This window comes from uncultured Streptococcus sp. (assembly GCF_963528215.1).
Taxonomy (GTDB): Bacteria; Bacillota; Bacilli; order Lactobacillales; family Streptococcaceae; genus Streptococcus.
In genome coordinates this window covers 12,565-27,521 of the sequence record NZ_CAURVL010000011.1, presented here as the reverse complement: position 1 = coordinate 27,521, position 14,957 = coordinate 12,565, and the positions used below count along the sequence as shown (strand labels likewise).

Below are 14,957 nucleotides of genomic sequence, written 5' to 3'. Positions count from 1 at the left end.
TAAAAAAGCAAAAATCAGGATGATCGGCATCCTGATTTTATGTCTTTTTATTTAAGATTTTTAACAACTTCTGCTATGTGCTCAACTGTAAAGCCGTATTCTTCCAACACCTTTCCCGCTGGAGCAGATGCACCGAACTGGTCGATTCCGATAACTGAACCGTCCAGACCAACATACTTGTACCAAGGCTGGCTAGCTGCCATCTCGATCGCTACGCGGCGACGAACTGCATTGGGCAGAATTTCTTCTTTGTAGGCTGCATCTTGAGCATCAAAAAGCTCTGTTGATGGCACGCTGACCACGCGGATTTTAGCGCCTTCTGCTGCAAGTGCTTTAGCAGCTGCAACGGCCAAATTAACCTCAGAACCAGAAGCCAGCAAGATGGTATCGAAATCTGCTCCTGTTTCATAGACCACATAAGCTCCTTTAGCTACCTTGTCAAAACTTGTGCCCTCTTCGACTGTCAGATTTTGACGGGTCAAGACCAGAGCAGTCGGAGTAGATTGACTCTTAAGGGCCAGATACCAAGCTGCCTGAGTTTCACGCGCATCTGCTGGGCGGAAAACAGTCAGGTTTGGAATAGCACGCAGACCAGCCAAATGCTCAATCGGCTCGTGAGTCGGACCGTCTTCACCTACTGCAATAGAATCGTGTGTGAAGACATAAGTCACTGGCAAGCCTTGAAGGGCAGACAAACGAACAGCTGCCTTAACATAGTCTGAGAATACGAAGAATGTACCACCGTAAACGCGAAGACCACCATGAAGCGCCATACCGTTAAGAATCGTACCCATCGCAAATTCGCGCACACCAAATTGGATGTTGCGGTTGAGACGGTGGGCATCATCCTGCAAGCCGTCTTCCTTGATGTAGGTCATATTGGAGTGAGCCAAGTCAGCAGAACCGCCGAGGAAAGTTGGAAGGACCTTAGCTGCTGCATTGAGGGCATCCTGACTAGAATTACGGGTTGCTTGAGAGAAGCCATTTTCAAGCACTGGGAAATCTTCTGGTTTGATTTCTACTGAATCATGACCAGCGATGATAGCTGTTACTTCTGCTGCCAATTCTGGATGGGCTTGCTTGTAGTCCTCTACTAGCTGTTTCCATGCATCATAAGCTGCTGCACCACGCTCCGCCACATTTTGACGGTAGTCAGCATAGACTTCCTCAGGAATCTCAAATGGCGCATAGTCCCAGCCTAATGCTTTACGAGTAGCTTCTGCTTCTTCTGCTCCCAGAGGCGCACCGTGAACTGCATTAGTTCCTTGCTTGTTTGGAGAACCGTAACCAATAACGGTCTTAACTTCAATCAAAGATGGTTTGCCGGAAGCTTTAGCTTCATTGATAGCTGCATCAATCGCTGCAAGGTCTGTTCCGTCTTCCACCAAGGCAGTATGCCAACCGTAGGCTTCATAACGGGCACGAACATCTTCTGTAAAGGAATCCTTGGTCTCTCCATCTAGGTTGATATCATTTGAATCATAGAGAACAACCAACTTGTCCAGCTTTTGCAGACCAGCATAAGAAGCAGCTTCAGCTGAAACCCCCTCCATCAAATCGCCATCACCACAGATGACATAAGTGTAGTGGTCGAAAATTGGGTAGCCTTCACGGTTATACTTAGCAGCCAAGAAACGCTCTGCCTGAGCAAATCCAGTAGCTGTAGAAATCCCCTGTCCCAGTGGGCCAGTAGTGGCATCGACACCAGCTGTATGGCCAAACTCTGGGTGACCTGGTGTCTTAGAACCCCATTGGCGGAAGTTTTTAATTTCGTCCATGCTGACATCTTTAAAGCCAGACAGATGAAGCAAAGCATAAAGCAGCATAGAGCCATGTCCTGCAGATAGGACGAAGCGATCGCGGTTAATCCAGTTTGGCTGTTCAGGATTAATACGCAGTTGTTTAGTAAACAAGTCGTAAGCCATCGGCGCAGCGCCCATGACTACGCCAGGGTGACCTGACTTAGACTTTTCAATCGCGTCAATCCCTAAAAAGCGAATGGCATTAACTGATAATTGTGACATTGGATTCTCCTTATTTTTACTAAAATCTGTCCTGACATCAGAACAGGATAAACAATGGTCGTAGAAACGATAAAAATTGTCTCATATCTATTATAAGAAAATTATCCCTATATCGCAAGATAGGGATAATCTCATCTTTTTATAGATTTATTATAAATCTTGAAAGCGGTGACAAAAAGACCAAGAATTACACAGGTGACTGTTCACTCTTGGACTGTCAAAAAAATCTGCCCATAAGGACAGAAAGAAAGTGAGCATCGCTGCTCCTAAGTTCGACTGCGCACGTGGCTTGTCTCATTAAGTTTTTAAAGAATCTAGTTTTCGCTAACGCTCAAACTGCATCTATGCATCTAAGCTCTGCTCGACTCTGCGAGCCGACAATCGCTAAGAAATTAGCGGAACGTAGACTTTGCTTGCGTTCAAACTGCATCTTCGCCTCTAAGCTCTGCTCGGCTCTGCGAGCCGGCAATCGCTAAAAAATTAGCGGAACGTAGACTTCGCTTGCGCTCAGTCTGCATCTATGCCTCTAAATTCAACGGCGCCTCTGGCTTGTCTCATCAAGAGGCATAGAAAAACCCAGCTATCCAAATGGTTAGCTGGGTTAGGGTTGAGCTACATCATAGTTTTAGACTATCCTGCGGCCTTGTGATGAATGGTGATGCCATATTTTTCATGGTTTTCTTCATACCAATTAATTAAGGCCATCGCAGTTTGATAAGTAATGTTCTTAATCTTACTGGTCCCTTTAGTTAAGGTCAGGATACTCATCTTGCTGATGTTTGCATCCGTCGCAATCCGATAACTAGTTAAGGTTCCATTAACTAACAACTGAACAACAGCCTCGACTTTCCTGTAGTCAGGCATTGTTGTAATATCCAACTTTTTCATAATTAAATCCTCTCCTAAAATTTAATTTACTAATCCATTATACACTTTTTTCTGACATTTACATATATAAAAACTTGAAAATGTACAAAAAAATTAGAACATAATTCATTGAAATGTCAACTTTTCCAGTTTTATAGACTTTTGAGAGTCTTTTGCCTCTATTAAATAGAAAAATAAATCAACCTTATGGTCTTTTGTTACTCTGTTAGCTCGCCTTTCCGTATTCCTGTTTTTTTCTCCATTTCCGTATAGCTAGACCAACGGTTAAATAAAGAACGGTAGGAATCATCCCCACTGAAAGCGAGAAGAGGAAAGCCTGATTTTTTTCTACCGAGACAAATCCTAGTAATAGTAAAGGATTTATAACCGCATCCTCCATAGTGTGCATAATAACTAGAGGCCAAACAGATTTGGTAATTCTAAAAATCTCTGTATACATGACCGTCCAGCATGCAACAGTTATCATCCCGATAAGGAAGAATGTAAACCTTCCAACCGGCAAGGTATTTTGGATTTCTCTCTCAGACAGAAACTTCATAATGTAAGGCAGATGCCAAATCCACCAGATAAAGCCAACAAGTAGATATAGTTTTAAGTCGGATAATTTTAATTTGATTAATTGATTGGTAAGATATGCCCTCCAAACGGATTCTTCAAAAATATTTTTTATGAATTGAGTCCCTATCTGTGTTAACAAGATTCCAAGATAGGCCGTGAACTCAACCTTCACATCTGTCACTCTGATGCCTTGTGTCATCAGTCCCAAGAATATCACTATCATCGTAACGAGAGGGTAAACTAAAAAACTAATCAGGTATAATTTTTTATTATTTTTAAAATTAATGGAAAACCCTGCCTCTTTCCAGCCGTCTCCGCCAAAGCTTCGAAGAAAGATGGTACAGATTAAGGGAGTTACCAGCCAAATCAGCATCCCTAAAGAGCCGCTTCCTATCTCTGTTCCGATATTTTCGTAATGAGCTTGGCCGGTTACTTTATCAACAACATAACCAATCCAGCCACATAGGGTGCTGAAGAATGCAAAGATAATGACATTGCGCTTAATTGTAGTTATGGACTGTTTCATAGCAGTCTCCTTTCGTCAAAAAATTATTCATCTCTCTTGTTTTAAATCCTTCTGTCTCTTGACACCGGCCGCAATAGCCCGAAAAATGGTAGGGTAGGGACGTTTTTTTGTCTGGTTGAACGTACCTGTGACAAAGACATCCTTTTCTGGACAATAAAAGGCAAAACTTCCTGTTATCCCACTATGGCCACGAATTTCATGCGCGCCACCGAAAAAGAGAGACATGAAGGAGCTGATTGTCAGCTGCATCATACCGCTGCCATACTTGAGAGGGCGGAATTGAATAGGGCGAAAAGCCGGCTGCTGAATATGGGACTTTGCAAACAATCTGCCAGTAAAGAAAGCACGGATAAAAGTCATTAACTCCCTGTTAGTCGCCACAATACCACCTTGATAGATTTGACTGGAAAGATAGGCTTGAAAAGCTATAGTTTGCTGGCCATTGTATAGGGGAGCAAGTTTCTCATGGCCTGTCGCCCAATGGGTCTGACTAAGCTGAAGGGGTTTGCAAATCATTTGTTCTAAGAGTTGCTCAGCAGTCAGCCCCGTCACGCTTTCAGCTATTTTTCCTAAGAGCATAGCATCGATATCAGCGTAGTAGGCTTGATCTCCATCCAGACATGATCTAGCTGGCAATTCTTCTATCATTTCCAGCGCTTCTTCAAAAGGTATCCGCCGATCAGCTTTGTACAAGTCATCTATCAAAACCTTTCCATTTGTTTGACGATCCATTTCATAATTCGGAAAGCCGGATATTTGATCCAGCAGATGTCGTACAGTGACCTGCTCAGCTTGAGGCAAATGCTTGGTCACTTCTGGCGGTAAAATATCCGTCAAGCCTGTATCATAGGTCAGCTTTCCTTGGTCAATCAGCTGGAAAACAATGGCATCGGTGTATAATTTGGAAATACTGGCAATGGCAAAAGGCGTATCACTCGTCATCTGTCCCTTGTTTTCTTCCAAATAGAGTTGATCCCCTTGATAGGCTAATATACTGGCTTCATAAAGTTGCCTACTTTTTAGAAAAGTTGTCATTGCTACCTTCCTCCAAATTGTCTAAATTTTTCCTTGAAAATCCTACAGCATGCGAGCCTAATCTCTCATTGGAGAGAAGCTAGGTTGATTCTAGTCATCGATCGCTTCGGAAATATCAATAGTTTGTTTCATTTTACCGATACTTTCTAAGCAAGCCTGGCTTTTTATCAGCATCAGATTTCAATGTTTTTATATACCTAATAGTAACATTTCTTTTAGGTGTTGTCAAGAAGGATTAAGTTGAGATTTTGGGATAAATGCTAATTTATTTCCAGAAAGGGGAGATATTTGAAATTCATACTCAACAAAAAAAGACCTGCCTTCATTTAAGAAGGAGGTCTTTGAGAAGTTAGTTGACTCAGTAGGGTTTATTCTGCTTGCTTGTCTTCTTCAGATGCGGCAGCACCCTTTTCCTTGATAACCAAGACACCATCTTCCAAATCGGCCGTCAAGTGCTTAGCATCTAGATTATCCAAGTGGAAGTCAGTCACCTTGTCACGGATTTGTTGCTCGATGACACGGCGGAGCGGACGAACACCCATGACCTGGTCATAACCAGCATCGCGCAGGAATTCCTTAGCTGCATCAGATACAGCCAGATCAATTTCTTTCTTGCTCAAGGTTTGATTTACTTCAATCAGCATGAGATTCACAATCTCCATCAAATCTTCTTTCTTGAGATGAGAGAACTCAATAACCGCATTGAAACGATTGAGGAACTCTGGACGGAAGTAAGCTTTGAGTCGATCCATCAGATCAGGCTTTTCTGCATCCTCTTCCAAGCCTGCTTCATAGCCAAATCCGGCATTGGAAGTCGCAATGATGACCGTGTTCTTGAAGTTGACAGTATTCCCTTGACCATCTGTCAAACGACCGTCATCCAGAACTTGAAGGAGAAGGGTAATCACTTGTGGGTCAGCCTTTTCAATCTCATCCAAGAGAATGATAGAGTAAGGATTGCGGCGCACACGCTCGGTCAGGGTGTTACTGTTATCATCATAGCCGACATAGCCTGCAGTGGTACCAATCAGCTTGGAAACAGCTGTCCGGTCGGAGTATTCTGACATATCCAGACGGATGATGGCTTCCTTGGTACCGAACATATCTAGAGCCAGTTGCTTAGCCAGCTCAGTCTTTCCGACACCTGTCGGACCAACGAAGAGGAAGCTGCCGATCGGACGGTTGCCTTCATCAAAGCCTGCACGGTTACGGCGGATAGCCCTAGCCACAGCTTCTACAGCCTTGTCTTGACCAATCACCTTGGCTTTGAGACGGTCATTCATGCCCTTGAGGCGCTCAATGTCGCTGGCACCCATCTGAGAGACAGGCACTCCCGTCATCCGCTCAACAGACTCTGCTACATCGTTGACCGTAGCCGTCACCTTCATATCCTCGGTGTGGTTTTGAATTTTCTTTTCTAGCTCTTCAATGCGAGTCTTGGCATTCAGAGCTGCTTCATAATCTTCTTTTTCAACAGCTGCTTCCTGCTTGTTTTTTTGCTCAGCAATCTCATGTTCAACCGCATGAACATCAGTCACTGGATGCTGAGCTGCCAAGTGGGCAGCAGTCACGTCGACCAGGTCAATCGCCTTGTCTGGCAGGCTCCGTTGTGGAATATACTGAACAGAGTAATCCACAGCCGCTTTCAGCACTTCATCCGGCAGGATGACATTGTGGTGCTTTTCGTACAAGTCCCGAATGCCTCGAAGGATCTGATAAGTATCTTCGGCAGACGGTGCATTGACCTTGACTTCATTGAAACGACGAGCCAGAGCTGCATTTTTGAGAATGGTGTTTCGGTACTCGTCCTGAGTAGTAGCCCCGATGACGGTCAACTCCCCACGAGAAAGCGCTGGCTTAAGAATATCCGCCAAGCCCTTAGAGCCACTATCTCCACCGATAGATCCTGCTCCTAGGATTTGATGGATTTCATCAAAGAAGAGGATAATGTTGCCGGCTTCCTTGACTTCATTGACTAAGTTTTGAATATTTTCTTCAAAGCTACCACGATATTGAGTACCAGCTTCCAGACCGGAAATATCAACAGAAATAATTTCCTTATTCTTGATAGCCGCTGGCACATCACCATTGACGATAGCCTGAGCCAATCCTTCTACCACAGCTGTCTTACCAACTCCGGCATCTCCGACCAATACAGGATTATTCTTAGTCCGGCGGGAAAGGATTTCAGCAGTTTCTTGGATTTCCTTATTGCGTCCAATGACTGGATCTAACTTACCATCACGAGCTTCCTGAGTCAGATTGCGACCTAGCTTAGCCAGGATACCATCCTGCTTAGGTCCCTGAGCAGCAGTCTGGCTAGTCTGCTCAACTGCTCCTTGACCGGGGAGCTTTCCAGTAGCCCGGTACTGAGCAAACTCTTCCGGTGTGACCTCTCTACCATTAATCAAGTAGCGCCGGTGCTCACTGTTGTAGCCGCCCATGCGCCCCATGAGTTGGTTAAAAAGGTCGTCCATATTGTTAAAATTGTTGTAGTTGTTGTTCATAGCATTGCCTCACTTTTCTTCATTTTTCGCTTTACATAATTTTTATTTTTACCAAAATTTCAGATAAGAAATCTTTTTCTTATCTACTATAAATATTCATTTGGGAGATCTTCTCCTATCTATTATTTTACATAACTTATTTCATTTCCAAAAATCAAGACTGAGTCAGTCTCTACTTTTATGAGTGAATCAAATCTCTTTCAGACGAAGATAATTTTACATAATTTCTAATCCTCCCAAAAATAATTGCCTTCCAGCTGTATTCATACCTTCTGATTAAATTTACGTAAACTTTTTTGTTTACAGTTGTAATTTTATCATGACAGAATTTATTTGTCAATAGATTTTACATAATTTTTTAAAATAAATTTACGGTTGTAATCAAAATTTTCGTTTAGGTCCTTTTTATTCCTATAAAAACAAGCCCTGCAAGCTAGAATCATGCAGAGACTTGTTTGTTTCAGCAGAATTTTTTCGTTCTTAGAAGAGTTCTTTATAAAAAGCAATCGTTTCTTCTAGAGTTGGCATGAATGGATTGCCTGGCGCACAAGCATCAATCAAAGCATTTTTAGATAGGTAGTCAAAGTCAAAGTCTTTTTCTTCGATACCAAGTTCAGTGAGTTTCTTCGGAATACCAACTGTTTCAGACAGTTTTTCGATTTCAGAAATGGCATAAGCTGCACATTCTTCGTCAGTCTTGCCTTCGATTTGCAGACCAAGAGATTTGGCAACATTGCGGAAAGCTTCTGGAACCCGTTTAGCATTTTCACGCTCTACAACTGGTAGGAGCATGGCACAGCAGACACCGTGCGGCAGATTATAAACTGCCCCAAGCTGGTGAGCCATAGAGTGAACATAACCTAGACCAGCATTGTTAAAGGACATACCGCCAAGGAAGATCGCATTCACCATGCCTTCACGCGCTTCAATATCATGACCATTGGCAACCGCACGAGGAAGGTATTCCTTGATAAGTTCAATAGCTCCAATAGATAATTTCTTGGTTACACCGTAGGCTCCTGGTGTGACGAGAGCTTCGATCGCGTGAGTCAAAGCATCCATCCCTGTTGCTGCTGTGAGGGCAGCTGGTTTGGATACCATGAGTTCGGGGTCATTGACTGAGATCAGGGCCAAGCTATTCTTGTCCACCATAACCATCTTAACCTTGCGTTCTTCATCTGTGATGACATAGTTGATGGTGATTTCAGCTGAAGTTCCCGCTGTAGTATTGATGGCCACCACTGGCAGACCTTTCTTAGCAGACTTGTGCAGGCCTTCGTAGTCTTGTGGTTTACCACCATTTGTCTCAATAACTGAAATACAGCTAGCCGCATCCTGTGGTGAACCTCCGCCGACACTGATGATGAAGTCACAGTTGTGTTCCTTGAGAGCAGCCACACCATCCAAGACATTCTTACAAGTCGGGTTTGGCTCAACATCGCTGAAGACCACATACTGGATGCCTTCCGCATCTAGTGGTGCTAGGATTTGTGGCAGGATATCACTGCCTTCGATAAACTTATCCGTCACTAGCAAAGCCTTGCTATAACCCAGCTCTTTAACATAAGGGCCAACTTCCTTGACAACACCTTTGCCAATAAGATTGACAGCGGGTACGTAAAATGTAGACATATATTTTCTCCTTTTGAATTATATTGTTAATATAATGATACTGCAAAAATTCGCTTTTTGCAAGAATTTTTGTGATTTTTTTAACAAGTAGATTGATAAAAAAAGCAAAGAAAGTCCCAGATAAGGATGAGAAACAAGGACGCTCCTTTCCAGAAGCAACCTTGCCCACCTCTTACCTGTTTTTTCATTAGCTGGCAATGACACCTTTTTTCAAAATGATGTTGCCATACAGAGCTCCCTCGCCCGTTTGGATGACCAAATAAGCTTTTTCCGCCTGCTCATAGAAAGCAAAGCGTTCAAATTCTTTAATGGCTGTACCTGGATAGTGCTTTTCTAATAAAGCCTTGTAGTCATCCCAGATGACTGGTACGGTCGGATCTCCCGGCACTACCTGCATAAGACCTGCTTGGTAGTCGCTATAGGTATCCAAGGGCAGCACAGTCAAGATAGCATCTAGCAGCGCTGGAACTCCGTGACCGTCACAGCGAACAACCCGCTGACCAATCCGATGGGCAGGGAAGTTTGCATCGGCAATGACCACTTCATCTCCGTGCCCCATCTCCATCAGATACTTGACTAACTCTGGACTTAAAATAGTTGGAATATGCTTTAACATCTAGCTTCCTACTTTCATACTTGCTTGAAATTCTTGATAGGACTGAGCCAAATCTGAGCCTTCTTGAGGCTTGTATTGCTTGGTATTTTCTGAATCCTTGATGAGCTTTTGGGCAGTCTGTCGATCTTGAATCTCACCTAAGGTCAAAAGCTGTGCCAAGATATTTCCCAAAGCGCTGGCTTCAATCGGCCCTGTTAGGACTGGTTTCTGGCTTACATCGGCTGTCAGCTGGCAGAGTAGTTCATTTTGAATACCGCCGCCGACCATGTGAATCTGCTCGATTTTCTGACCGGTCAAGCTCTCAATTTGCTCCACGGTTTGACGGTAGGCAAAAGCGAGACTTTCCAAGACCACTCGGACAACCTCTCCTTTGCTTTGAGGGACAGGCTGGTTGGTCATATGACAACGCTCCTTGACCTTAGCCTCCATGTCTCCTGGGGCTGCAAAAATAGGGTCATTGGGATTGAGCCAAGAGCGATTATTCGTGACGTCTCTTGCTAGTTTCACCATTTCAGCAAAGCTGATGTCCTCTCCTTGCAAGTGCCAGTCCCGCTGCAGTTCTTGGATAATCCAGAGCCCTGTCGTATTCTTCAAAATCCGATAGCGTCCGTCAAAGCAGCCTTCATTGGTCAGATTGGCCGCTAAAGCTTCCTGGCTGGTTACAGGATTCTGAGATTCTAGACCGACCAGAGACCAAGTACCGCAAGAGATAAAGGCTGTTGGCTGCTCACTCGTATAAGGAATAGCCAGAACTGCTGCCGCTGTATCATGACCAGCCCCAGCAATGACATCAAAAGGCTCAATTTTCAGCTCTTGTGTGATCCGTGGCGACAGGCTTCTCAGGACTTTTCCTCCCTGTGTCACCTCACCAAACCACTTTTTAGGAATCCCCAGCGTCAAAAAAACGCTGTCAGACCATGTCTGAGAATTGATATTGAGCAAACCGCTGCTGCTGGCAATGGTATACTCGCTGGATAAAACACCTGACAAAAGATAGTTAATCAAATCCGGCATGAAGAGTACGCGCTCTGCAACTCTTGCCAAATGGGGCTTTTCCTGCAAATCAGCGAATATTTGCAGGACAGTATTAATGCAGGCAGGCTGTACGCCTGTCTCCTCAAAAAGCGCCTCTTTGCTGATTTTCTTATAAAAAGTTTCTTCGTATTGGCCCATACGATTGTCACGATAACAATGCGGCTGGTAGAGCAGATCTCCGTTTTGGTCTAGGTAGGCATAGTCCACTCCCCATGTATCAACGGATATGGATCGAATAGGAATCCCATCTTCTGAAGCTTTCTTGATCCCAATTTTGATTTCTCCAAACAGATGCAGGATATTCCAATAAAGACCGTCATTCACGTTCATCGGCTCGTTTTTGAACCGATGAACTTCTGATAGCTGGATACTATGGCCATTGTAAATTGCTTGCATGACACGACCTGAACTAGCACCTAGGTCAATGGCCAGTAATTTCATCAATGTCATTCTCATCTCCTCCAATACACCAATCTTTACAAATAATTTTGATTATTGGTAAAGCAATGGTTTGATTTCATCAGAGTCGATGTTCTTGGCATCATACCATTTTGAGCCTGTGTCTACATCTTTGACTTCTTTCCCTTGAGCCGCTTCAATAGCTAATTTTACAGATTGATAGCCGATTTGAATCGGGTCTTGCGTAACAGAGCCTACAAAGAGACCGTTGCGAATTGCATCTTGCTGCAAGGCACCTGAGTCAAAACCGACAGCCAAAATCTTGTCTGCACCGAGCTTAGATTCCTTGAAACTGCCATTGGCATTGATAATAGCTTTGGCTGCAAATTCATTTGAACCGTAAATAGCGACGGTATCTGATTTTTCAAGCACAGTGGATGCTTCTGTCTTACCTGCTGCATCGTCTACTTGTGCTGGTACACGAACTTCAATGATAGCTTTGGCATCTGATTCAGAGACATTGTTTTTGAATTTATCATGACCAACAACCGCCGTTTTGATGCCTTTCTTTTCTAGCAACTCAACCATCTTATCAATGAAACCGGAAGTCCGTTGTGTGATAGAAAGTGAGTTTGCTTCTTGGGAAACTACCCCGATACGAATCGGTTTGTCGCCCAATTTCTTTTCTAACAATGGGAACAAGTGTTCTGCTGCATTGGCACCAGCAGCATGGTTGTCTGTAGAGGCTGTTGCTTTGATTGCTCCGTCTGGTGCACCTGGAACACCTGAGTCAAAACCAATCAGCGGGATATTCTTGGCTTGGGCTTGTTTAATAGCGTCTAGCTCTGATTCTGTGTCAAGTGCTGCTAAGGCAATCGCATCTGGATTTTTGTTAATGGCATTATTTAACTGTTCCAATTGTTCTGCGATAGCGGTTTCATTTTGAGGTCCGACAAAAGTAATCTTAGCGCCAAATTCATCTGCAGCTTGTTCAGCACCCTTATTAACGGCTTTCCAGAAGTCATGTTGGAAACCTTTGGCAATCACTTCTACCCGATAGTCTCCACCCTTGCTATCCGCAGTTTTATTGTCTTTTTTAGAAGAAGAACAAGCAACTAGTCCAATCGCAGCAGCGGCCAGAAGTGCCGCAGTAGCAAATTTAAATGATTTTCTCATGATAAAAGCTCCTATTATATTTTATACACTCATATATATGATGGCGAGGGTTGTACTTATTTCTTCTTATTCTTGCGAATGAAAATATCAAAGTAAACAGCGACGATAACAACGAAACCAGTAATAAAGAGTTGATAGTGGGGTTGTAGGTCGATATATGGCAAACCAATTTTCAGGACTGACATGATGAAGACCCCGATAATGGTACCAATAACAGATCCGACACCACCAGCTAGAGAAGTTCCCCCTACTACGACACCGGCAATCGCATCCAGCTCCATACCGTTACCAGTACCTGGCAGAATCGTAGAGTAGGTGGCCGCATAAGCAACGGCAGCAAGCCCTGCTGACAGACCGCCTATGACATAGGCCATGCCTTCCCATTTGACAACATTGACCCCAGACAGACGAGTAGCTTCTTTATTGGAGCCAATCGCGAAGATATAGCGGCCAATTTTTGTCTTGTTCAATACTACCGCAGCAAGGACAGCCACAAGCACCAGCACGATTAAGCCTGTCGGGAAATTATCCTGGGTTCGGAATAAATCTTTGTACCAACCTTCACCTGTTCCACGAAGAGGGAAGGTTACACTTTGGACATTTGAGACAATGGAGCTCAGACCGCGGGAAATCATCATCGTACCCAGCGTCGCGATAAAAGGCGGCAAACCAAATTTTGCGACCATGATTCCATTGAGCAGACCGAATAATCCTCCAATGACTAGAATGGCCAGCAAAGACAGCCAGAGCGGCCAGCCCATCTTGGTATGAAGGACACCCCCGATAATAGCCGAGCACATCATCACCGTACCAATAGAGAGGTCAATACCACCTGTAATGATGACAAATGTGACTCCAATGGCAAGGAAACCAATGTAATAGGACGCATCTAAGATACTGACTACCGTATCAAACGAACGAAATGATTCGCTGGAGATGGCAAAGAAGGCAAAGATTACCACCAAGGCAATCAAGGCAATCAGCTTTTGTAAACCAACTGTTTTTTCTAATTTCATCCATAAGGATTGTTTCTCTTCCATACGTAAACACCTCTGTTTTCACTTTTAACGGTCAGTCGCTAGCGCCAAGATTCTCTCTTGTGTTGCTTGGCTAATATCCAACTCACCCGTTTTTCTACCTTCACACATGACTACGATTCGATCGCTCATCCGTAAGATTTCTGTCAGTTCAGACGAAATCATAATAATGGATTTGCCTTGAGCAACCAGATCATTCATCAGTGTGTATATTTCACTTTTTGCTCCGACATCAATCCCTCGTGTCGGCTCATCAAAGATTAAAATATCACTATTTTGTTCCAGCCATTTGGCGATGACCACTTTCTGCTGGTTGCCTCCCGAAAGATTGCGAACCAGCTGTTTGGATGACGGTGTCTTGGTATGTAAAGATTGAACAAACTGATCACTTGCCTTGACAATAGCACCATCATCAATCAAGCCAGACTTGATATACTTATCAAGATTGGTTATGACCGTATTGTTGGCAATGGTCATGTCCACGATACAGCCAAAGCGCTTGCGGTCTTCAGACAAGTAACCAATCCCTTCCCGAATGGCATCTTGGGGAGAATTGATGCTTACTTCTTTCCCATTTATAACAATGGAACCGCTTTCTTTTTTGTCTGCACCAAACAGCAAACGGGCAACTTCTGTCCGACCGGCTCCCATCAATCCTGAGAAGCCTAGAATTTCACCCTTATGGAGTTTGAAACTCACATCTTTAACAGCCGTTCCTGCACAGAGGTTTTTCACCTCCAGCACCACAGGAGCATCTTCTGCTACTGTTGATGCAGCCTTAGGATCTTCATAAATCGTTCGTCCAACCATCATCGAGATGATTTCATCTTTGGTGGTGTCTTTGGTATTGACCGTGCCTACATACTCACCGTCCCGCATAACAGTCACGCGGTCTGTGATTCGGGTAATCTCATCCATCCGGTGAGAAATGTAGATAATACCGACACCTTTAGCACGCAGGTCGTCAATGATGACAAAGAGCTCATTGATTTCCGATTCAGTCAGAGCTGCTGTCGGTTCGTCAAAGACTATCACTTTGGCATCCATTGAGAGGGCCTTTGCGATTTCGACCATTTGTTGTTTCCCAACCGTTAGATTTCCTACTTTTTCAGTTGGATTGATGTCTAGTTTTAAGAGACTAAAGAGTTCTTTTGCTTTTTTAATACTGGATGCATCGTTAATGAAGAAGCTGCCTTGGACTTCTTCCCGTCCAATAAAGATATTTTGAGCCACTGTTAGATGGTTCATCATATTCAATTCTTGGTGAACGATAACGATTCCTGCATCCATTGCTTCCTTGGGCTTGGAATAGACCACCTCTTCTTGATTGTAATGAATGGTCCCCTCATTTGCTCCGTAGATACCAGTCAAGACCTTCATCAAAGTTGATTTACCAGCCCCATTTTCACCCATCAGAGCATGCACTTCACCAGCCCGCAAGTCAAAATTGACCCCTTTTAAGGCTCGGACTGGACCGAAGCTTTTAACAATGCCCTTCATTTCTAATATGACAGGATGATCCAT

General features: G+C 43.9%; 11 protein-coding genes. All 11 read right to left on the bottom strand.

Annotated elements, in window-relative coordinates; genetic code table 11:
* Positions 1-47: 47 nt before the first annotated feature.
* On the bottom strand, positions 48-2,024 hold the full coding sequence (gene tkt, locus RWS24_RS06175; RefSeq protein ID WP_314366137.1) for a transketolase: 1,977 nt from the start codon (positions 2,022-2,024) through the stop codon (positions 48-50).
* A 630-nt stretch (positions 2,025-2,654) separates the two neighbouring features.
* Positions 2,655-2,912, bottom strand: a complete 258-nt coding sequence (locus tag RWS24_RS06170; protein WP_002927965.1) for a hypothetical protein — start codon at positions 2,910-2,912, stop codon at positions 2,655-2,657.
* Between the two features lie 205 nt (positions 2,913-3,117).
* Positions 3,118-3,996 (bottom strand): CPBP family intramembrane glutamic endopeptidase, encoded by an 879-nt coding sequence (locus RWS24_RS06165; protein WP_314366136.1) that lies wholly within the window; start codon positions 3,994-3,996, stop codon positions 3,118-3,120.
* 27 nt (positions 3,997-4,023) lie between these two features.
* Positions 4,024-5,031 (bottom strand): serine hydrolase domain-containing protein, encoded by a 1,008-nt coding sequence (locus RWS24_RS06160; protein WP_314366135.1) that lies wholly within the window; start codon positions 5,029-5,031, stop codon positions 4,024-4,026.
* A 368-nt stretch (positions 5,032-5,399) separates the two neighbouring features.
* Entirely contained in the window at positions 5,400-7,538 is a 2,139-nt protein-coding gene (locus RWS24_RS06155) for an ATP-dependent Clp protease ATP-binding subunit (RefSeq protein ID WP_314366134.1), read from the bottom strand.
* Positions 7,539-8,018: 480 nt separating this feature from the next.
* Positions 8,019-9,170: an iron-containing alcohol dehydrogenase gene (locus tag RWS24_RS06150; RefSeq protein WP_314366133.1), complete on the bottom strand. Its 1,152-nt coding sequence runs from the start codon at positions 9,168-9,170 to the stop codon at positions 8,019-8,021.
* A 187-nt stretch (positions 9,171-9,357) separates the two neighbouring features.
* Positions 9,358-9,786: an RbsD/FucU domain-containing protein gene (locus RWS24_RS06145; RefSeq protein WP_314366132.1), complete on the bottom strand. Its 429-nt coding sequence runs from the start codon at positions 9,784-9,786 to the stop codon at positions 9,358-9,360.
* Positions 9,787-11,271, bottom strand: coding sequence for a rhamnulokinase family protein (locus RWS24_RS06140; RefSeq protein ID WP_314366131.1), 1,485 nt, complete (start codon positions 11,269-11,271; stop codon positions 9,787-9,789).
* A 42-nt stretch (positions 11,272-11,313) separates the two neighbouring features.
* The gene (locus RWS24_RS06135; protein ID WP_314366130.1) at positions 11,314-12,396 is read right to left on the bottom strand and encodes an ABC transporter substrate-binding protein; all 1,083 of its coding nucleotides are present in this window, start codon (positions 12,394-12,396) and stop codon (positions 11,314-11,316) included.
* Between the two features lie 56 nt (positions 12,397-12,452).
* The gene (locus RWS24_RS06130) at positions 12,453-13,436 is read right to left on the bottom strand and encodes an ABC transporter permease (RefSeq protein ID WP_004185311.1); all 984 of its coding nucleotides are present in this window, start codon (positions 13,434-13,436) and stop codon (positions 12,453-12,455) included.
* 24 nt (positions 13,437-13,460) lie between these two features.
* Positions 13,461-14,957: a sugar ABC transporter ATP-binding protein gene (locus tag RWS24_RS06125; protein ID WP_314366129.1), complete on the bottom strand. Its 1,497-nt coding sequence runs from the start codon at positions 14,955-14,957 to the stop codon at positions 13,461-13,463.